The organism is Sphingomonas sp. NBWT7, assembly GCF_014217605.1.
In the GTDB taxonomy this organism is placed as follows: domain Bacteria; phylum Pseudomonadota; class Alphaproteobacteria; order Sphingomonadales; family Sphingomonadaceae; genus Sphingomonas.
Map to the genome: position 1 here is coordinate 1515836 of NZ_CP043639.1, position 19844 is coordinate 1535679.

15 protein-coding genes are annotated in these 19844 nt (G+C 68.7%); 6 read left to right on the plus strand and 9 right to left on the minus strand.

All coding sequences use genetic code 11. The features are described from left to right. Positions 1-27: 27 nt before the first annotated feature. Both F1C10_RS07635 and F1C10_RS07640 read left to right on the plus strand, forming a co-directional pair. On the plus strand, positions 28-1206 hold the full coding sequence (locus tag F1C10_RS07635) for an acetyl-CoA C-acyltransferase (RefSeq protein WP_185209892.1): 1179 nt from the start codon (positions 28-30) through the stop codon (positions 1204-1206). 162 nt (positions 1207-1368) lie between these two features. Beyond that, complete coding sequence (locus F1C10_RS07640; protein WP_185209893.1) at positions 1369-1845, plus strand: pyridoxamine 5'-phosphate oxidase family protein; 477 nt, start codon at positions 1369-1371, stop codon at positions 1843-1845. Between the two features lie 235 nt (positions 1846-2080). Here F1C10_RS07640 and F1C10_RS07645 read toward each other — a convergent pair whose 3' ends face one another. Further along, entirely contained in the window at positions 2081-3298 is a 1218-nt protein-coding gene (locus F1C10_RS07645) for a polyhydroxyalkanoate depolymerase (protein WP_185209894.1), read from the minus strand. Positions 3299-3427: 129 nt separating this feature from the next. Here F1C10_RS07645 and F1C10_RS07650 point away from each other — a divergent pair, with 129 nt between their 5' ends. Together F1C10_RS07650 and F1C10_RS07655 are read left to right on the plus strand one after the other, a co-directional pair. Further along, positions 3428-5206: an ABC transporter transmembrane domain-containing protein gene (locus tag F1C10_RS07650; RefSeq protein ID WP_185209895.1), complete on the plus strand. Its 1779-nt coding sequence runs from the start codon at positions 3428-3430 to the stop codon at positions 5204-5206. A gap of 14 nt (positions 5207-5220) precedes the next feature. Further along, on the plus strand, positions 5221-6393 hold the full coding sequence (locus F1C10_RS07655) for a trans-acting enoyl reductase family protein (RefSeq protein WP_185209896.1): 1173 nt from the start codon (positions 5221-5223) through the stop codon (positions 6391-6393). Positions 6394-6437: 44 nt separating this feature from the next. On the opposite strand, the gene F1C10_RS07660 is transcribed toward F1C10_RS07655, so the two are convergent. Genes F1C10_RS07660 through parE form a run of 3 tightly spaced genes read right to left on the minus strand, consistent with a single transcriptional unit; the run spans position 6438 to position 10997 of the window. Then, entirely contained in the window at positions 6438-6746 is a 309-nt protein-coding gene (locus F1C10_RS07660; RefSeq protein WP_185209897.1) for a hypothetical protein, read from the minus strand. A 2-nt stretch (positions 6747-6748) separates the two neighbouring features. Continuing rightward, entirely contained in the window at positions 6749-8986 is a 2238-nt protein-coding gene (locus tag F1C10_RS07665) for a ribonuclease R family protein (protein WP_185209898.1), read from the minus strand. Between the two features lie 31 nt (positions 8987-9017). Next, positions 9018-10997 (minus strand): DNA topoisomerase IV subunit B, encoded by a 1980-nt coding sequence (gene parE, locus F1C10_RS07670; RefSeq protein WP_185209899.1) that lies wholly within the window; start codon positions 10995-10997, stop codon positions 9018-9020. A gap of 158 nt (positions 10998-11155) precedes the next feature. Here parE and F1C10_RS07675 point away from each other — a divergent pair, with 158 nt between their 5' ends. Beyond that, the gene (locus F1C10_RS07675) at positions 11156-12019 is read left to right on the plus strand and encodes an outer membrane protein (protein WP_185209900.1); all 864 of its coding nucleotides are present in this window, start codon (positions 11156-11158) and stop codon (positions 12017-12019) included. Between the two features lie 15 nt (positions 12020-12034). Here F1C10_RS07675 and F1C10_RS07680 read toward each other — a convergent pair whose 3' ends face one another. From F1C10_RS07680 to F1C10_RS07690, 3 genes are all read right to left on the minus strand, one after another. Further along, positions 12035-13720: a pilus assembly protein TadG-related protein gene (locus F1C10_RS07680; protein WP_185209901.1), complete on the minus strand. Its 1686-nt coding sequence runs from the start codon at positions 13718-13720 to the stop codon at positions 12035-12037. Beyond that, positions 13720-14139 (minus strand): TadE/TadG family type IV pilus assembly protein, encoded by a 420-nt coding sequence (locus F1C10_RS07685; protein ID WP_185209902.1) that lies wholly within the window; start codon positions 14137-14139, stop codon positions 13720-13722. The genes F1C10_RS07680 and F1C10_RS07685 overlap by 1 nt, the downstream gene beginning before the upstream one ends. A 149-nt stretch (positions 14140-14288) precedes the next feature. Continuing rightward, complete coding sequence (locus F1C10_RS07690; protein WP_185209903.1) at positions 14289-15023, minus strand: GcrA family cell cycle regulator; 735 nt, start codon at positions 15021-15023, stop codon at positions 14289-14291. A gap of 67 nt (positions 15024-15090) precedes the next feature. On the opposite strand from F1C10_RS07690, the gene F1C10_RS07695 reads away from it, so the two are divergent. Beyond that, positions 15091-15942 carry an ABC transporter permease gene (locus tag F1C10_RS07695; RefSeq protein ID WP_185209904.1) on the plus strand — a complete coding sequence of 284 codons (852 nt, stop codon included), beginning with the start codon at positions 15091-15093 and terminating at the stop codon, positions 15940-15942. A gap of 37 nt (positions 15943-15979) precedes the next feature. Here the strand turns inward: F1C10_RS07695 and F1C10_RS07700 are convergent, their stop codons facing one another. Beyond that, the gene (locus F1C10_RS07700) at positions 15980-17167 is read right to left on the minus strand and encodes a deoxyguanosinetriphosphate triphosphohydrolase (protein ID WP_185209905.1); all 1188 of its coding nucleotides are present in this window, start codon (positions 17165-17167) and stop codon (positions 15980-15982) included. Beyond that, a complete protein-coding gene (locus tag F1C10_RS07705) occupies positions 17164-19764 on the minus strand; it encodes a lipopolysaccharide assembly protein LapB (RefSeq protein WP_185209906.1) in 2601 nt (866 codons plus the stop codon). The genes F1C10_RS07700 and F1C10_RS07705 overlap by 4 nt, the downstream gene beginning before the upstream one ends. Positions 19765-19844: the final 80 nt, after the last annotated feature.

Here is a 19844-nt window from a genome sequence, read left to right on the forward strand (position 1 = left end):
CAACCGATACCGAAGGACAATCCAATCATGCGTTCCGCCGTCATCGTCTCCACCGCCCGCACGCCGATCGGCCGTGCCTATCGCGGCGCCTTCAACAACACGCTGTCGCCGACGCTCGCCAGCCACGCGCTCAAGGCTGCGGTGGAGCGCGCCGAGATCGACGGCGGTGAAGTGCAGGACGTGGTGATGGGCGCCGCGCTTCAGCAGGGCGCGCAGGCGACCAACATCGCGCGCACCTCCCTGCTCCGCGCCGGCCTGCCGACCTCGGTCTCGGGTATGTCGCTCGATCGCCAGTGCGCCTCGGGGCTGATGGCAATCGCCACCGCCGCGAAGCAGATCATCGTCGACAACATGGACGTGACGATCGGCGCCGGCGTTGATTCGATCAGCATCGTCCAGACGCCGCAGATGCGCGTGCAGCCCGACCCCGAACTGGTCGCGATGCACAAGGACATCTACATGCCGATGCTGCAGACTGCCGAGGTCGTCGCCAAGCGCTACGGCATCAGCCGCGATGCGCAGGACGAATACGGCTACCAGTCGCAGATGCGAACCGCCGCCGCGCAGGCCGCCGGCAAGTTCGACGACGAGATCGTTCCCGTCACCGCCAACATGGCGGTGGTGAATAAGGAGACCAAGGAAGTCTCCTACAAAGAAGTGACGCTGTCGAAGGACGAGGGCAACCGCGCCGACACGACGCTGGAGGGCCTGAAGGCGCTCAAGCCCGTCCTCGGCCCCGATCTCAACATCACCGCCGGCAACGCCTCGCAGCTGTCGGACGGCGCGTCAGCCAGCGTGCTGATGGAGGAGAAGGTCGCCGCGCAGAAGGGTCTCACCCCGCTCGGCCGCTACGTCGGCATGGCGGTCGCCGGCACCGAGCCCGACGAGATGGGCATCGGCCCGGTCTTCGCGATCCCCAAGCTGCTCGAGCGCTTCAACCTCAAGATGGACGACATCGGCTTGTGGGAGCTCAACGAGGCGTTCGCGGTGCAGGTGCTGTACTGCCGCGACAAGCTCGGCATTCCTGACGAGCTGCTCAACGTCAACGGCGGCGCGATCTCGATCGGCCACCCCTATGGCATGTCGGGCGCCCGCATGACCGGCCACGCCCTGATCGAGGGCAAGCGCCGCGGCGCCAAGTACGTCGTCGTCACGATGTGCGTCGGCGGCGGCATGGGCGCGGCGGGGCTGTTCGAAGTCCTCTGAGCTTCTATCAAGGGCGGGGCGGCACGCCTGTCCCGCCCGCTACGCGAAGCCCCCGGTCGCCGTACGCGACCGGGGGCTTCGGTCGTTTCGGGCCCGCAAGATCGCAACCAACCTTGATCCGTGTCGTTCTCCCGGCTGATCCATCCCAAGGAGAGCAGAGACATGGCCGATCACGACAATCCGCAGGAAGTCGCCGAAACCTTCCTCAAGAAGCTCGAAGAGAGCCCCTTCATCATGATCGGCCTGATGGACGGCAACCATTCGGAGCCGATGAACGTCAAGCTCGACGATGCGCAGCCCAACACGCTGTTCATTTTCTCCGCGCACGACAACCGCATCGCCAAGGGCGGCGAGGCGATGGCGCAGTTCGTCGGTAAGGGCCACGATTTCTTCGGCTGCCTGTCGGGCCGCGTGTCGCAGGAGACCAATCAGGCGACGTTCGACAAGCTGTGGGACAACCGCGTCGAGGCATGGTTCCCGAATGGCAAGGCCGATGCGCGCCTCAACCGCTTCGATATCACCTCGGCCGAGCTGTGGGAGACTGACGTATCGCTCAGCGGCCGCCTCAAGATGCTCTTCGGCGGCACGATCAAGGCGTCGGAATCGTCGAGCCACGCCAAGGTCGGCTCGATCGCCTGATCCAACCCCGGCAGGCCGCTTGGCGCCCTGCCGCTGAATGCGAACGGCGCGTGCTATCCGCAGCACGCGCCGTTTTTGTGTGTGCAATCGATCGCGGCTCGAGCTTATTACGATCGGCGACGCCGATCGACGATCGATACCCGCACGTCACGGCTGGTGATAGCGTAGTGCCAGCGAATTAAAGGATCGCGAGAGGCGACCCTGCCCCGGGGCCAGGCTACCCTTAGGCGACGCCTCAATCGTGCGCGGTGATCCACTCTTCCACCACCGGGGCGATCCGATCGCGCCACTTCGATCCGTTGAAGATCCCGTAGTGGCCGACACTCTCTGCCATATGGTAGCGCTTCTTGTCGGCCGGCAAATTGCGCGCCAGCGACAGCGCCGCCTTGGTCTGGCCCAGCCCCGAGATATCGTCGCGCTCGCCCTCGATCGCGAGGATGCCGATGTCGGTGATCGCGCCGGGATCGATCGGCTCGCTCCGGTGGCGCATCGTACCGTTGGGCAGCGCGTGCGTCTGAAAGACAAGATCGACCGTCTGAAGGTAGAATTCCGCCGTCATGTCGCACACCGCGCGATATTCGTCGTAGAATTCCTTGGTCGCGTCCGCGCTCTCGCCGTCGCCGCGGACGAGATGTTTGAACATCTCCCAATGGCTCATCATGTGGTTGCCGAGGTTCATCGACATGAAGCCGGTCAATTGCAGGAAGCCGGGATAGACCTGACGTCCCGCGCCCGGATACATCGCCGGCACCGTCGCGATCACGTTCTGCTCGAACCATGCGTGCGGGCGCTGCGTCGCAAGTAGGTTCACCGCGGTCGGCGCCTCGCGCGTGTCGATCGGCCCGCCCATCATCGTCAGCGTCCGCGGCCGACAGGGGTGCGCCTTGGCACTCATCAGGCAGGCGGCGGCATAGGCGGGCACCGATGGCTGGCACACCGCCAGCATGTGCGCGCCCGGCCCGATATGCTCGAGGAACGCGACGAGGTAATCGACGTAATCGTCGAGGTCGAACCGCCCATCGCTCGTCGGCACCAGCTTCGCGTCGCGCCAGTCGGTAATGTACACGTCGGCGAATGGCAGCATCCGTTCCACCGTGCCGCGCAGCAGCGTCGCGTAATGGCCCGACATCGGCGCGACGATCAGCAGCCGCGGCCTGCCCTCGATGCCGTCGCGCGTGAAGCGCTTCAGCTGGCCGAACGGCTTCTGCAACACGATCTGCTCGTGAACCGCGACGCGCCGCCCGTCGATCGTCGTATGATCGAACCCGAACGCCGGCTTGCCGCGCGATGCCGCCGCGTGCGCGAACACGTCGAGCGCCGACGCGATCACCTGCCCGCCGCCGAAATAGGCGAACGGGTTTGCCGGATTGCTCAGCATTCCCGCGCCGAAATTGGCCATCGCGCTGGCGGTGGCAAGCATGGAACGCTGAAATTCATAGGCGTCGTAGAGCATCGGGTATCCTGACCGCGGGTTCGACGGACGTGTCGTAACGCAATTGTGCAACTGCACAACGGGGCTGGGACACGATGGCTCCGGCGGGTGGCCGTTGAGCCACAGTCGCGCCGCTGCTAGGCCGCGGCGATGGCAAGCAACCCGGCGAACGAACCGCCCATCAGCCGTCGGATCGGCAACCTCGCGCTCGTCTGGCATCACGCCAAACGCTATCCGGGGCAGATCGCCGCGGCATGGGTCGCGCTCGCGATCACCTCTGCCGCGACGATCGCCATCCCCTACAGCTTCAAGCGCGTGATCGATCGCGGCTTCACCGCCGGCGGCGGCGAGGCGGTGAACGGCGCGTTCCACTACATGCTGATGATCGTCGGCGTGCTCGCGATCGGCACCGCGGTGCGCTTCTACTTCGTGTCGTGGCTCGGCGAGCGCGTCGTCGCCGATATCCGCACCGGCGTGCAGCGCCACCTGCTGACGCTCAGCCCGCGCTTCTTCGAGGAGAACCGCCCGTCCGAGATCGCCAGCCGGATGACCGCCGATACCTCCCAGATCGAGACGGTCGTCGGCACCACGGTGTCGGTCGCGCTGCGCAACGCCTTCACCGGCGTCGGCGGGCTGATATACCTGTTCGCCATCTCGCCCAAGCTCGCGGGCCTGCTCGTCCTCGGCATCCCGCTGATCATCCTGCCGATCATGCTGCTCGGCAAGCGAGTGCGCACCTATTCGCGCACCTCGCAGGATCGCATCGCCGACGTCGGATCGATGGTGACGGAGACGCTCGGCGCGATGAAGATCGTCCAGGCTTTCGGGCAGGAAGGGCGCGAGAGCCAGCGCTTCGCCGGCGCGGTCGAGGCGACGATGGCGGCGGCCGAGAAGCGCATCGCGCTGCGGGCGGTGATGACGGCGATCGTCATCGGCCTTATTTTCGGCTCGATCACGTTGGTGCTGTGGGAGGGCGCGGTCGACGTCGCCGCCGGCCGCATCTCGGGCGGATCGATCGCCGCCTTCGTGCTGACCGGCGGGATCGTCGCCGGCGCGTTCGGTGCGCTGACCGAGGTATACGGCGAGCTGCTGCGCGGCGCCGGCGCCGCCGGCCGCCTCGCCGAACTGATGAGCGAGACGCCCGAAATCGCCGCACCGCCCCAGCCTACCACGCTGCCGCAGCCGCCGCGCGGCGAGATCGCCTTCGATCACGTCGCGTTCCGCTATCCGACGCGGCAGGATACCGCCGCGCTGCACGATTTCTCACTCGTCGTCGAACCGGGCGAGACGGTCGCACTGGTCGGCCCGTCGGGTGCCGGCAAGACGACGCTGTTCCAGCTGCTTCAGCGTTTCTACGATCCCGCTGCAGGCACCGTCTCGATCGACGGCGTCGATCTGCGCGCCGCCGATCCCGCCGCCGTCCGCGCGCGGATCGCGATGGTGCCGCAGGAAACCGTGATCTTCGGCGCCACGGCGCGCGACAATCTGCGCTACGGCCGCTGGGATGCCGATGACGCCGCGCTTTGGGCTGCGGCCGAGGCCGCCAACGCTGCCACCTTCCTGCGCGCGCTGCCGGACGGGCTCGACACCTTCCTTGGCGAGGGCGGCGCGCGGCTGTCGGGCGGGCAGCGCCAGCGCGTCGCGATCGCCCGCGCGCTGCTGCGCGACGCGCCGATCCTGCTACTCGACGAAGCGACCAGCGCGCTCGACGCGGAGAGCGAGCGGCTGGTGCAGGAGGCGCTCGAACGACTGATGGCCGACCGCACCACCCTCGTCATCGCGCATCGCCTCGCCACCGTGCGCGCGGCGAATCGCATCGTGGTGATGGACGAGGGCCGCATCGTGGAGCAGGGTAACCATGCGGCGCTGATGGCGCGCGGCGGGCTGTACGCGCGCCTCGCAAGCCTGCAGTTCAGCGAAGCCGCCTGACAGGGAGAGAGACGATGGCCGACGCGACCGCAACCGACTTCGACGTGATCGTCTATGGCGCGACGGGTTACACCGGCCGCCTCGTCGCCGAATATATCGCCGGCGCCTATCCCGAAGGCGTGCGCTGGGCGATGGCCGGCCGCTCGCTGACGAAGCTCGAGGAAGTCCGACGCGAGATGGGAATCGGCACGCACGTGCCGCTCGTCACCGCCGACGCCGACGATCCCGCCTCGTTGCGCGCGCTATGCCGCCGCACCGCCGTCGTCATCACCACCGTCGGCCCGTATCAGCTCTACGGCAACGATCTCGTCGCCGCCTGCGCCGAAACCGGCACCGCCTATGTCGATCTGTGCGGCGAGCCCGGCTGGATGCGGCGCATGATCGATGCGCATCACGAAGCCGCCAAGGCGAGCGGCGCGCGCATCGTCTTCTCCTGCGGATTCGACTCGATCCCGTTCGATCTCGGCGTGCTGACGCTGCAGGAGGCCGCGATCGCCCGCTTCGGCCGCCCCGTCCCGCGCGTCAAATGCCGCGTCCGCACGATGAAGGGCGGCTTCTCCGGCGGTACCGCGGCCAGCCTCAAGGCGACGATGGCCGCCGCGGTGAAGGATCCTTCGCTCATTCCGCTGCTCGCCAGCCCCTTCGCGCTGACGCCGGGACACAGTGGCCCACATCAGCCGACCGGCCTCATCCCCGAATATGATACGACGATCGGCGCATGGGTCGCGCCGTTCGTCATGGCGCCGATCAACACCAAGAACGTCCACCGCACCAATTTCCTGCTCGGCCAGCGCTACGGCGACGATTTCGCTTACGACGAGATGGTCGTCACCGGGCTCGGCGATCTCGGCAAGGCGGCGGCCGAGGCGCTCGCCAAGATCAATCCGTTCGCCGACAACAAGGGCCCCAAGCCCGGCGAAGGCCCGACCAAGGAGGAGCGCGAGACCGGCCACTACGACGTGCTGTTCGCCGGGCTGATGCCCGATGGCACACGGATCGACGCGGTCGTCACCGGCGATCGCGATCCCGGCTACGGCTCGACCAGCAAGATGCTCGCGGAAAGCGCGCTCTGCCTAGTGCGCGACGTGAAGGGCGAAGGCGGCGTGTGGACCCCCGGCGCGCTGATGGGCCCCGAACTGCGCAAACGCCTCGTCGACAACGCGGGAATGACGTTCACCGCAAGCTGATCCCGTTCGCGAGCGGGGCTAGCCGGCGCAACGCAACTCTGCGCCTATCGCCCCAGCGCGATCGCCCCCGCCGCGGCAAAGCCGGCCACGGCGATCGCGCCGAGCACGCGGGCGAGCTCCTCCTTGCGGAAATGCACCAGCGCCTGCTCGTCCAGCCAGTGCCGCCCGTCCTCCTCGCGGATCGCTTGAAACGCCGTCATTCGGGCCAGCATCCGGGTCTCGCCGCGCCCCTCGGGGGCCAGCGTGACCGCATGCACTGCATTCAGCGCGTTCGCCGCGCGCAGCCGCTCGACCAGCCGGTTCTGCGCCCGCGTCGAATAGCGCTCCGCCGCCCGCACCACGAAATTGGCCATCGTCACTTCCCCCGTTTTCTGTCGCGCTTCTGATGCCGGATATTCGCCGGCCGCCCGCGGTGCTTCAACACCCGCGGCGGCCGCGCGTCGCGTCCGCTGCCGCGCACCGGCCGCGCGCCCTTGCCCTCCGCCAGCTCGAAGCGCAGCGCGCCCGACACCGGATTGGCCTCCGCCAGCCGCAGCTTGATGCGCTGCCCCAGCGTATATTCCTCGCCGCTCATCTCGCCCACCAGCTTGCGCGCCGCCTCGTCGAAGCGGAAATACTCGCCGCCAAGATCGCTGATCGGCATCAGCCCGTCGCCGCCGACACCCTCGACCGTCGCGAAGAAGCCGAAGTTCTGGATGCCCGTGATGCGCGCGTCGACCACCTCGCCGACGCGTTCGGCGAGGAACGCGGCGACGTAGCGGTCGATCGTGTCGCGCTCCGCCTCCATTGCGCGGCGTTCGAGCTTGCTGATCGTCTCGCCGAGCCGCTCGAAATCCTCATTCCCCGCCAGCCCGCCCGGTCCCAGCGCAAAGGCGCTGGTCAGCGCGCGATGGACCAGAAGATCGGCATAGCGGCGGATCGGCGAGGTGAAATGCGCGTAACTGCCCAGCGACAGGCCGAAATGCCCATGGTTGCCCGGCCCGTAATAGGCCTGCGTCTGGCTGCGCAGGATCTGCTCCATCACCTGCGGGCGGAAGTCGGCATCGCCGATTCGCTCGATGATGCGGTTGAAGGTCGCGGGCTTGATTACCTGGCCGAGCGCGAAGGGCACGTCGAACGTCTCGAGATAATCCTTCAGCGCGACGAGCTTCTCGCGCGCCGGCGGCTCGTGAATGCGATACATCACCGGCGCCTTCTTCGCCTCCAGCGCCTTGGCGGCGGCAACGTTCGCGGCGATCATGTAATCCTCGACCAGCCGGTGCGCGTCGAGCCGCTCGCGCGGCGCGACCGACAGCAGCCGCCCTTTCTCGTCCAACGCCACCTGCCGCTCGGGCAGGTCGAGCGCCAGCGGCTCGCGCTTGTCGCGCGCCGCCAGCAGCGCCGCCCAGCAATCCCACAGATGACGCAGCGCTGTCAGCAGTGCATCGTCGACCGGCGCGTCGGCACGATCGTCGATCATCGCCTGCGCATTCTCGTACGCAATGTTGGACGCGATCCGCACCGTCGCACGGCTGAAGCGCCACGATTTGAGCGCCCCCGCCTTGGTCACCTGCAGATGACAGGCGAGTGCCGCGCGATCGGCGCCCTCCTTCAGCGAGCAGACGTCCGCCGATAGCACCTCCGGCAGCATCGGCACGACGCGGTCGGGAAAATACACCGAATTCCCGCGCCGCCGCGCCTCGCGGTCGAGCTCGCTGCCCGGTCGCACATAGAAGCTGACGTCGGCGATCGCCACGATTGCGCGCCAGCCGCCGGCGTTCGCCGGATCGTCGTCGGGCTCGGCCCAGATCGCGTCGTCGTGGTCGCGCGCGTCGGCCGGATCAATTGCGACGATCGGCAGTTGCGTCAGATCCTCGCGCCCCTCGCCCAGCGGCTGCCGGGCGACACGCGCCGCCTCGTCGAGCGTTTCCTGATCGAAGACGTGGGGGATCTCGTGCTTGTGGATCGCGATCAGCGAGAAGCTCTTGGGCGCGAAGGGATCGCCCAGCCGCTCGACGACGCGCGCGGTGATCCGCGGCGGCCGCCCGGCGCGCTCGGCGAGTACCAGATCGCCCGCCTCGGCGCCGCCCGCGTCGGACACGGCATATTCGCGCCGGTCCTTCTTCTCGACGCCCTGCAGCCACAGCCGGTCGCCCTCGCCGCGCAGCACGCCGATCATCTGCTCTGCCGCGGGTGCGATCGCCTTCAGCGGATGTGCGATCCAGCCGCTGCCCGCCTCCTCGGTCCGCGCCAGAATGCGCATGCCGACGCCGCTCTCGCCGCGCTTGCGCTCGCGCACGCGCAGCCGCGGCGGCGGCGTGTCCGCCTCCCACCGCTCAGGCGTCGCCCAGATCGTGCCGCTGTCGTCGACGTCGACGATGCGCAGCACCGTCACCTTGGGTAGCCCCCCCATCTTGTGGAACGCCCGCCCCGGCGCGCTGTCAATCAGCCCCTCGTCGGCCATGTCCTTGAGCAGCGCCTTGAGCGCGATCTTGTCCTGCGCCGACAGGCCGAAGGCGCGCGCGATCTCGCGCTTGCCCGCGGGCGTATCGCTGCCGGTGATGAAGTCGAGGATCTGCTGGCGGCTCGGCAGCCCGGCCCGTGGTTTGCGCATCCGAACTAGATAGGTACTCGAACCCTCGCGGTCACGCGTCGATCGCTTCCTCGTCCATCCGCGCCGCATTCTCCTGGATGAAGGCGAAGCGGTGCGCCGGATTGGTCCCCATCAGCCGGTCGACCAGATCCTTCACGCCCGCGCGCTCCTCATATTCCTGCGGTAAAGTTATGCGGATCAAGCTGCGCGTCTTGGGATCCATCGTCGTCTCGCGCAGCTGCCCCGGGTTCATCTCACCCAGCCCCTTGAACCGCGCGACTTCCACCTTCTTGCCGCGGAACACCGTCCGCTCGATCTCGGCGCGGTGCGCATCGTCGCGCGCGTAGAGAGACTTCGTCCCCGCGGTCAGCCGGTAGAGCGGCGGCTGCGCGAGATACAGGTGCCCGCGCCGCACCAGATCGGGCATCTCCTGGAAGAAGAACGTCATCAGCAGCGTCGCGATATGCGCGCCGTCGACGTCGGCGTCGGTCATGATGATGACGCGCTCGTAGCGTAGATTGTCGGGCCGGCAGTCCTTGCGCGTCCCGCAGCCCAGCGCCTGCCCCAGATCGGCGATCTCCTGATTGGCGAAGATCTTGGCGCTGGTGGCCGACGCGACGTTGAGGATCTTTCCGCGGATCGGCAGGATCGCCTGCGTCTTGCGGTCGCGCGCCTGCTTCGCGCTGCCGCCGGCGCTGTCGCCCTCGACGATGAACAATTCCGTCCCGCCCGGCGCGTTGGCCGAACAATCGGTCAGCTTGCCCGGCAGCCGCAGCTTGCGCGCCGATGTCGCCGTCTTGCGCTTGACGTCGCGCTCCTCCTTGCGGCGCAACCGATCGTCCATCCGCTCGAGGACGTAGCCTAGCAACGCGCGCCCGCGGTCCATGTTCTGGCCCAACCAATGGTCGAAATGATCGCGCACGGCCTTCTCGACCAGCCCCGCCGCTTCGGGCGACGTCAGCCGGTCCTTGGTCTGCGACTGGAATTGCGGCTCGCGGATGAAGACGGACAGCATCAACTCGCTGCCGACCATCACGTCGTCGGCGGTCAGATCCTTGACGCGCTTGTCCTTCACCAGTTCGCCGAACGATCGCAGCCCGCGGACCAGCGCCTGCCGCAGGCCCTGCTCGTGGGTGCCGCCGTCGGGCGTCGGGATCGTATTGCAATACCAGCTATAGCTGCCGTCGGACCACAAGGGCCAGGCAACCGCCCATTCGACGCGGCCGGCCTCGCCGGGGAAATCCTGCGCGCCGGAGAAGAAGTCCGCCGTTGCACACTCCCGCCCCGCCACCTGCTCGCGCAGATGGTCGGCAAGCCCGCCCGGGAACTGGAATACCGCCTCCGCCGGCGTATCGTCGGCGATCAGCTCGGCCTCGCACTTCCAGCGGATTTCCACCCCGGCGAACAGATACGCCTTGGATCGCGCCAGCCGGTACAGCCGCGCCGGCTTGAAGCCGAGCTCGGGACCGAAAATCTCCGTGTCAGGCGTGAACGCGACCGAGGTACCACGCCGGTTGGGCGCCGCGCCGACCGCTTCCAGCGGCCCCAGCGTCTGCCCCTTGGCGAAGCGCTGACGATACAGCTGCCGGTCGCGCGCCACCTCCACCACCGTGTCGGACGACAGCGCGTTGACCACCGACACGCCGACACCGTGTAGCCCGCCCGACGTCGCATAGGCCTTGCCGGTGAACTTGCCGCCCGAGTGCAGCGTCGACAGGATCACCTCGAGCGCGCTCTTGTCGGGAAACTTTGGATGCGGGTCGACCGGGATGCCACGCCCGTTGTCGACGATCGTCAGACGGTTGCCCGGCTCCAGCGTCACGTCGATCCGCGTTGCATGCCCCGCGACCGCCTCGTCCATCGCATTGTCTAGCACCTCGGCCGCCAGATGATGCAGCGCCCGCTCGTCGGTGCCGCCGACGTACATGCCCGGCCGGCGCCGCACCGGTTCCAGCCCTTCGAGAACTTCGATCGACGAGGCGTCGTACGTGCCGGCCGGTGCCGCGGTGCGGAACAAATCTTGATCGGGCATCTCACACATATAGCGGATCCGCGCCGCACGGCGACCTGTTGCATCAAGGCAACGCTTCGGGCCGAACGCGCCCGCGCAATCTTTCGACATGCATCCTTCGGGCGGGTGGTCCCGTTTCTGCGGCTCTCCCGATTGAAGACCATTCGAAAGGTTCGCGTATGAAGTCCCTCATCCTCGCCGGCATCGCCGCCACCCTGATCGCCCCCGCGGTCGCCGCGCAGACGGTCGACGACGAAACCGGGTTCAACGGCATCTACATCGGCGCAGCCGGCGGCTACGACGTGCAGGGCAACGACATCGGCTCGCGCATCCTGTTCGACCGCAACCTCGACGGCCGCTTCGGCGACACGGTGACGACGGCGACCGGCGCGAACGCGTTCGGTGGCCCGGTGGGCGGCTTCTGCAATGGCAGCACCCGCGCCGCTACCTCGCCGACCAACACGACGGCGCCCGCCGGCTGCCGCAACGACAAGGACGGCTGGTCCTACTATGCGCGCGTCGGCATCGATCAGCAGCGCGGCCGTCTCGTTGTCGGCGCTGTCGGTGAATTCGGCAAGAGCGAGATCAACGACAGCGTTACCGCCTTCTCGACGACGCCCGCGTCGTACGTGATGACGCGGTCGATCGAGTGGGAAAGCTCGATCCGCGGCCGCATCGGCTACACGCCGAACGACACGACGCTGTTCTACGGTACGTTCGGCCCCGGCTACGCCCGCATCGACCGCAGCTTCTACACCACCAACACCGCCAACGGCTTCGCGGAGGGCGGCAAGCGCAACCAGTGGGGCATCACCGGCGGCGGCGGCGTCGAGCAGAAGCTCGGCCGCAACTTCTCGGTCGGCCTCGAATATATGTTCCATCAGTATCAGGACGACGATTATCGCGTCCGCGCCGGCAACTCGGGTACGACGCCTGCTACCAATCCGTTCCTGCTCGGCAATACCGGCGGCACCGATTTCCGTCGCAGCGACGACAAGTTCCGCTGGCACTCAATCCGCGCGACGGCGGCGTTCCGCTTCTGATCGGTCGCGCTGCGGTCAGGCGACGAGGATCGCCTGGCCGCAGCGCATTCCCGTCACGCTTAGATCCGCCTCGCCCAGCCCAACGCCCAGCGTGCCCGTCGCCGTCATCAGCAGGCGATCGAGCGCCGGCGCGATCGGCGTCAGCGCCGCACCGACACCGCGCAGCAGCGGATCGATCGGGATCGCCAACCCGATCACTTGGACGCTCAACGACGCCTGACCGATCAGCGAGGAGACGATGCCGCCGAGTGGCTGACTGCTCGCCACCGTCTTGCGTGCCCGCGTCGCGATCTCGCTCTCGCTGAACCGCAGCGACCGCCACGGCTCGGCCGCCCCGAGCGACATCCGGCTGCTCCCGATCACGTCGATCAGCAGCGTATCCACCAGCGCCGCACGCGCCGGCATCAGCGCGGTCGCAAAATCGTCAAGCCGGCCCGTCTCGATCGTCCCGATCGCCGCGCTGCCGATATCGGTCCGCCCTTCCAGCGTTACCCCGCGCCCCGCACCAGCCGCACAATCGATCGCCGCCAGCCGCCCCTCCGCGCTAGCCAGTTCGACCAACACCGGCAGGTTGATCGACACAAGGCTGCCGAGGCCCGGCAGCGCCATCGGTGACAATCGCGTCTCGAGATACGCCCGCGCCTGCGCGGTGCGCACGATCGGCGTACCCGTGTCGGTGATCGCGATCCACGGCGACTGCTGCGCGCGTTCGCCGATCGCAAGCATCAGACGGGTCGACGCGAGCCCCGGGATCGACGCCCCCAGATCGATCGCCACCTGCCGCCGCGGCCCGGCGAGCTGCAGGATCGCGGTCGCCAGCGCCATCGCATCTACGCGCGCGACGCCCGTGCCGCCCCCCGCCTGCCCGCCGAGCGGCCCGGCATCGATCAGCGCACCGAGCGACACCGACGCCCCGCCCGCCACCGTCGCGATCTGCCGCACCGCCGCCGCCGCGCTGGTCTGGTTGCTGCCCGTCAGCGCGTGCGCCAGTGCGTCGAGCAGCTTGGGCGTCGCCACCTGGCTCGTCAGAATGTCGCGGAAGGTTACCGCGTCGAGCGCCGCGCTGCTGCGCACCAGCGGCAGCAGCGCGAACAGATCGACCTGCGCGTTCGCCAGCGCGTCATAGTCCATCGCCGTCAGCCGGATGTCGCTGCCGGTCAGCGCACCGAGATACGCGTTGAGCAGGCCGGCATCGACGCTCGCCAGCCGCGATCCGATCGAGAAGGCGGCGAAGCGCTGGCGGCGCGCGGTAGCGGAGCGGGCGATGGACACCTCGCGCGTGCCAAATACGCGCGCGAAGAAGGTCGGTACCACGCTCTCCAGCGTCACGCGCGCCGCATCGGCACCGCTGGCGTTGGCCACGAAGCGCGCCGACGGCGCCTTGGCGGGATCGGCCGAATAGGCGCCCTGTTCGACGCGTACCGCCACATCATGCTGCCATCCCGATCCATCAACGATCGCCTGCGCCCGCTGCGTCGCGCCGCTCGTTGTGCTAGCCGCCGCCATCGCGGCGGCGTCGGCGATGCCCTGCAGCCGCCGCGTTTCGAGCTGCACCGCGCCGACATCGATCGCGAAGGCCGCGAAGCCGACCAGCACGGGCATCATGCCCGCCACCATCAGCCCCACGCCGCCCCGCCGATCGCGCGACAACCGCCGCACGCCGCTAACCGGGCGGAAGCGCACTACCGAGGCCAGTCCCATCACTCGATCCCGCCCTGGCGCACCGTTGCGCGCCGCTCGATCACCGGGTCGGGCATCGGCACGATGCGCGCCGCGAACAGGCCATGCGTCGCGGCATCGAGCCGCAGCCGGACGATCGTCAGCTCGCCAGCGTCCTCGACTGCGACGCTCATCTGCCCCGGCTGCACCGCGGGCATTTGCCCCAGTTCGCGCGCCACCGTGCCGTTCGCCAGCGCGACGCGTTCCGCCGCACTCAGCCCGCCGATCGTCGCCCGCGCGGCATCGTTGGCGATCTGCTGCACCGAATGCGCCAGCAGGAAATATTGGCCGTAGCCCAGAATGCCGAGCGCCAGCAGCGCGAGCAGCGGCAGGACGAGCGCGAACTCGATCACCGCCACCCCGCGGCGGCTGTCGGCCAGTGATGACGATGTTTGTCGCATGGTTATCCCTGGTCCTCCCGGACGCAGGGATAATCGTCGTCAGCTTAGCGCTACGCTGCGCGGATCACGCCGCCATTTGCGCAAATCACGTACGATATGCGTAGCTTGATCGTCGTCGTTGCTACCGTTCCGGACGGCGATCTACGCAATCAGCGTGCGCGCGGTCCCCCGAACGGCAGCGGCGCGGCGCGGCGGTCGCGGCGTGGCAATTGCGCCTGATAGGCGTGGCCGCAGTGCGACACGCAATACGGGAAACCGGGGTTCACCTTGTCGCCGCAGAAGTGGAAATCGGGCTCGCCCGGATGGCCGAGTGGCCATTTGCACACCTTGTCGCTCAGTTCGAGCAGCGTCGTCTTGCCCGCGATCTCGGCGGAGGGCTTGGCCGGTACCAGCCGACGCGGCGGCGCGGGCGTGCTCGGCGCCTGCTGCTCGCCCGGCGCCTGGCGCACGAACCCGCCCGGCCCGACCGACCGCACCATCCGCATCTGGTCGACCGACCGCTCGGGCTCGAGTGGCGTGGTGATCGTGATCGGCCGGTGATCCGCCGCCTGCGTGAAGACGGGGCCCGACGCCGCTTCGGGCTCGGCCTCGGCTTCGATCTCTTCCACTTCGGGCGCAGGCTCGGGTGCTGCGGCAGCAACCGGCTCGGGCTCGGCCTCGGCAGGCGTAGCCGCAGCCGCAATCACCGGCGCCGCCGGCTCGGCCTTCGCCTCGGCATCCTTGGGGACTACCGGCGACGGACGCGACTGCAGCCCCAAGCGATGCGCCTTGCCGATCACGGCATTGCGGCTCACCCCGCCCAGCGCCTCGGCGATCTGGCTGGCGGTCTGGCCGCCTTCCCACATCTTGCGCAGCGTATCGATGCGTTCGTCGGTCCAGGACATGGGCCTCGTCGTTCCTTCACTTGGCGCCGGTTGCGGCAGGCGGCGGCAGCGACTACGCGATATCGCGATGAGCAGCCACCCCCCGATCGGCAGAGATCAATCGTTGATCAGGAGCGCGCCCGGCGTGCCGACGATCCGGAACGTCAATTGGGGCGGCCTGAAGACCCTATATGTGAAGGAGGTGCGCCGCTTCTTCAAGGTCCAGCTCCAGACGGTCTGGGCGCCGGCGATCACCACGCTCCTCTATCTCGTCATCTTCACCGTCGCGCTGGGCGGGCGCAGCGCGGTGCCGATCGGCGGCGGCACGGTGCAGTTCGCCGATTTCGTCGCGCCCGGCCTCATCGTCATGGGGATGCTCAACAACGCCTTCGCCAACGCCAGCTTTTCGCTGCTTGTCGGCAAAATCCAGGGCACGATCGTCGATTATCTGATGCCGCCGCTGTCGACCGCGGAACTGCTCGCCGCGCTGGTCGGCGGCGCGGTGACGCGCGCGTTCCTCGTTGGCCTGACGGTATGGCTCGCGATGCTGCTGTGGCCCGGCGTCCACATCCTGCCGCGCCACCCGGTCGCCGTGCTATGGTTCGGGCTGCTCGGCTCGACCTTCCTCGCGCTGATCGGCGTGCTGACCTCGATCTGGGCGGAGAAGTTCGATCACGCCGCCGCGGTGACCAACTTCGTCATCGCGCCGCTAACGCTGCTGTCGGGCACCTTCTATTCGGTCGATCGGCTCGCGCCCGCGTTCCAGGCGATCAGCCACGCCAATCCATTCTTCTACATCATCTCGGGGTTCCGCTACGGCTTCCTCGGCATCGCCGATTCGCCCGTGTTCGTCGGCAGCCTGGTGATCCTCGCCATCGACGTCGCGCTCGGCATCCTGTGCTACACGCTGCTGCGGCGTGGCTGGCGGCTGAAGAACTGACTGGCGCAGACAGCGTCGTTCGACACGACGCGGCGGACTAGAAGCCCTCGGGCATCGTCACCGGCCCGACGACGCGGCGATATTCGCGCACCGCATAGCGATCGGTCATGCCGGCGATGTAATCGGCGATGTGCCGGCTCAGCGCCGGCTCGGCCTCCGGCAGGCGCGTACGCCACTCCTCGGGCAGCGTTGTGGGATCGGCGTGAAACGCCGCGAACAGTCCGGCGATCACGCCATGCGCCGCCTGTGCCGCCTCCAGCTGCAGCGGGTGATGATAGAGGTTGGCGTACATGAAGCGCTTAAGGTCGCGCTCGGCGATGCGCATCGCGTCGGAAAAGCCCACCAGCGCCCGCCCCGCGGCGTGCACGTCGGCAACGCTCGCGACCCCTGCGGCTGCGACCCGGGCGCGCGTCTCGGCGATCAGATCGTTGACCATCACGCCGATCTGGCTGCGCACCAGTTCGCGCGCCTGCCGCCGCTCGCTGACGTCGGCGAAGGTCGCGCGCACCCGCTCCCACCCCTGCGCCACCAGCGGCACGGCGAGCAGCTGGTCGATTGTAAGCAATCCCGCACGCACACCATCGTCGATATCGTGATTGTCGTACGCGATATCGTCGGCAAGCGCCGCGACCTGCGCCTCCAGACTGGCATAGCTATCGAGCGCGAGGCACGCTTCAGCATCGGCCTCGCGCAGCGCCCAGCCGGGGTGGCGCGCCGGGCCGTTGTGTTTCGCCAGCCCCTCCAGCGTCTCCCACGTCAGGTTTAGCCCGTCGAACCGCGGATAGGCGCGCTCGATTCGCATCAGCGTACGCAGCGTGTGGCCGTTGTGATCGAACCCGCCCGCCCCCGCCATCGCCGCCTTCAGCGCATCCTCGCCGGCGTGCCCGAACGGCGGATGGCCGATATCATGCGCGAGGCACAGCGCCTCGGTGAGATCCTCGTTCAGGTCAAGTGCACGCGCGATCGTCCGCCCGATCTGCGCCACCTCCAGGCTGTGCGTCAGCCGGACGCGAAAATGATCCCCGTCGGGCGCCAGGAACACCTGCGTCTTGTGGCGCAAGCGCCGGAACGCGATCGAGTGGACGATGCGGTCGCGATCGCGCTGATATGCGTCGCGTGGGCCGCGTTCGATCCCGTGCCCGGCGCTACCGGACCCGCTTTGTTCTTCGTGAAGGCGGCCTTTGCTGTGCGCCGGGTCCGATGCCCAGGGCGCCAGCGTCCTCACTTGGCGTCGAGCTTCTTCATCTTCTGGCCCTTCTCGCTGGTGAAGGGAAATGCCGATACGCCCTGCTTGGCGAGCGTGTTGACGAAGGCGCGCGCCTCGGCGTCGGTCTTGAATGGTCCGGTCACGACACGGTTGGTCGCGCGCAGCGGCGTCGAATAAGCCGTGCGGCCCTTCAGTGCCGCTGCCTTGCCCGCCGCGGCGGACCATGCCTTGGGCAGGTCGCTCTCGTTCGCGCCGCCGGCCACCTGCACCCAGATGCGCGGCGGATCCGCCTTCGCCGCTTTGGCCTCGGCCGCCGCCTTCTTCGCTTCCTCAGCCTTCTTCGCGTCGGCGAGCTTCTTCGCCTCGGCCGCCTTGCGCTCGGCAGCCGCCTTCTTCGGGTCGGCGGCGAGTGGCTTCTTGCCCTTGGCCGGCGCCGTCGCCTCGTCGTCGCCCGCCGCAGCATCGACCGGCTTGGGCCGCCCGCGACCATTTGCACCTTTGGCCGGCAGAGTATCGGCGGCGGCAAGCTTCGTTCCCTCGGCCTTCGAACGCGACGGCTTCGCGGAAGCACCTGCTGCGGCGATACGCGCTGCCTCCGCCTCTGCCGCCTTCACCTGACGCGCGACCCGCTCCGCCTCCGCCGCACGGCGTGCCGCGTCGGCCGACGCGATACTCTCCGGCGTCGCGATCGACGTGCCGGGCGCTGCCGCTTGCGGCTGCGGCCTGACCGGCGCGACGCCAAGCTCCTCCGCCGGGATCGAGATACCAGCCATGATTCGGGCGAGGATCGTATCTTCGCTGACCCGCGGGACGACCGGCGTTGCGGGCGCAGTCACAGCGGCAACCTGCGTCACGGTACCGGGATTCGCAGCAGGGCTGCCGGCGGCAGGCGACGACACGGCGGGCGCAACGCTCTGGGTCGAAGACCCGGCCGGTACGCTCGGCGCGGCACCCGTCGATGACGCCTGCGCAGCCAACGTCGGTGCAGCCCCGGGTTGAATCGTTTGTGGTGGCGACGCGGCCACCGTCACGGCGCCAGAAGACGGCGTTTGTCCAGGCAACGTCGGCAAGGCGGACGTGCCGTTCGTCGACTGAACATTACCCGGTGCAGACGCGGCCACTGTCACAGCCCGCGACACGCTGCTCGTCGATTGCGTTCCGATACTGCCGGCAGCGGCAGTCGCGACGTTCGAACCGCCAACGATCGGTGTCGACGAGGCAAGCGCCGGCGAGCTACGAGGGCTGTTGGATGCCACCACCGCCGCCGGTTCACCCGTAGCCGCGCTCGCCCCCGGCGCCTGAACGCCCGCCGCGGTCGCTGCCGCTGTCGACACGCCGGAGAAGATCGTTGCGCCCTGCTGCACGGTCGCGGTCTGGCCGACAGTCGGTGCCGCAGCCGATGTCGAGGCCGATTGCACGCGGGTCAACACGGAGGTGCCCGGCGCGACGGCGCCGGGTGCAAGCGCCGCCGCTTGCGTAACCGATGTCACCGTTGGTGATCGGGCGATTGACGGCGCCGAAGCCGTGGAAGGCAACGCCTGCACGACCGCGCGCGGCGGCGCATAGGTGACGCCGTTGCCGTAGCGCGGCGGTTGCATGCCATCGCCCGCTAGCCGGACGCGGCGGGGCGACGCGGCGCTCGCCAGCGCCACGCCCTGCGTTTTCTGCCCGTTCCGCCGCGCCAGCCGCTCGGCCCGCGCCTGTTCGCGGCGGCGTTTGGCTTCCTCGCGCGCCAGCTGCCGGGCGCGGCGCGGATCGGGTTTCGCTGCGACGGGCGGCGCGACGGCGGCAAGCTGCACCGGCGCCTCGGGCTGCAGCACCGGCAGGGGCGGCGTCATGCGCGCATCGGCAATGCGCTGCGGGCTCGCGCGCAATTCGCCGAAATGCACCGCAAAGGCGCGGTCCACTGCCGGCAGCGTCGCCAGCCGGGCGAAGAACGGCGCAAGCGCAGCGCCCATCCCCGGCGGCATCATCGTGCCCGCGATCTTTTCCGCACCCGGCACATCGCCCGTCATCGCCAGGATGAACGCGCGCGCACGCCACGCGCCGCGATCGTTGCGCCGGACGAGGTCGTCGATCTCGGTCAGGGCCGCATCACGCTTGCCGGCGATGCCGAGCGACAGCGCGTAGCGCCGCTGCACCTCGTCGTTGCGATCGCGCTTCAGCGCGGCGCGATACTCGCGCTGCGCACGCTCCTGCTCGCCGATCAGATCATAGGCCAGCCCGCGATCCCCGGCGAAACTCGCCGGATCGAGGCCGTAGCCGGTCGCCTGGTCGAAATAGCGCAGCGCCTCGCCGGGGCGCTCCTGCGTCACCAGGATGCGCGCCATGCCCGCCTTCACGCGCGCGTTCATCGGATCGACGTTCTCCGCGCGCTTGAACAGCGCCGCGGCGGCCGAGACGTCGCCCAGCCGCAATGACAATTCGCCCGCCTCGATCAGCGCGGACACATCGCGCGGGTTCGCGCCCAGCCGGCGCATCGCCGCGGCGAGCGCGTCGGCATCCGGCGTCGGCCGCGGCATCGTCTGCATCGGCGCGGCGGCGAAACCCTGCGCCAGCACGGACGGCGCGCCCACCAGCGCGGCGGCGAGGATCAAGGGACGGGTGATCAGCATGGGAAGCGACTATCTGGGGCAAGCACGCTGAAACGGCAACAAACCGGATGCCCCGCGCGCGCCGAGCCGGACGCGGCGAC

Excerpts from the sequence above, each read along its gene's own strand:
- F1C10_RS07660 (WP_185209897.1), bottom strand. The coding sequence starts at position 6,746 with ATGGCCAATTTCGTGGTGCGGGCGGCGGAGCGCTATTCGACGCGGGCG.
- F1C10_RS07655 (WP_185209896.1), top strand. The coding sequence starts at position 5,221 with ATGGCCGACGCGACCGCAACCGACTTCGACGTGATCGTCTATGGCGCG.
- F1C10_RS07650 (WP_185209895.1), top strand. The coding sequence starts at position 3,428 with ATGGCAAGCAACCCGGCGAACGAACCGCCCATCAGCCGTCGGATCGGC.
- F1C10_RS07695 (WP_185209904.1), top strand. The coding sequence starts at position 15,091 with ATGAGCAGCCACCCCCCGATCGGCAGAGATCAATCGTTGATCAGGAGC.
- F1C10_RS07685 (WP_185209902.1), bottom strand. The coding sequence starts at position 14,139 with ATGCGACAAACATCGTCATCACTGGCCGACAGCCGCCGCGGGGTGGCG.
- F1C10_RS07690 (WP_185209903.1), bottom strand. The coding sequence starts at position 15,023 with ATGTCCTGGACCGACGAACGCATCGATACGCTGCGCAAGATGTGGGAA.
- F1C10_RS07705 (WP_185209906.1), bottom strand. The coding sequence starts at position 19,764 with ATGCTGATCACCCGTCCCTTGATCCTCGCCGCCGCGCTGGTGGGCGCG.
- parE (WP_185209899.1), bottom strand. The coding sequence starts at position 10,997 with ATGCCCGATCAAGATTTGTTCCGCACCGCGGCACCGGCCGGCACGTAC.
- F1C10_RS07640 (WP_185209893.1), top strand. The coding sequence starts at position 1,369 with ATGGCCGATCACGACAATCCGCAGGAAGTCGCCGAAACCTTCCTCAAG.
- F1C10_RS07675 (WP_185209900.1), top strand. The coding sequence starts at position 11,156 with ATGAAGTCCCTCATCCTCGCCGGCATCGCCGCCACCCTGATCGCCCCC.
- F1C10_RS07665 (WP_185209898.1), bottom strand. The coding sequence starts at position 8,986 with ATGCGCAAACCACGGGCCGGGCTGCCGAGCCGCCAGCAGATCCTCGAC.
- F1C10_RS07680 (WP_185209901.1), bottom strand. The coding sequence starts at position 13,720 with ATGGGACTGGCCTCGGTAGTGCGCTTCCGCCCGGTTAGCGGCGTGCGG.
- F1C10_RS07635 (WP_185209892.1), top strand. The coding sequence starts at position 28 with ATGCGTTCCGCCGTCATCGTCTCCACCGCCCGCACGCCGATCGGCCGT.
- F1C10_RS07645 (WP_185209894.1), bottom strand. The coding sequence starts at position 3,298 with ATGCTCTACGACGCCTATGAATTTCAGCGTTCCATGCTTGCCACCGCC.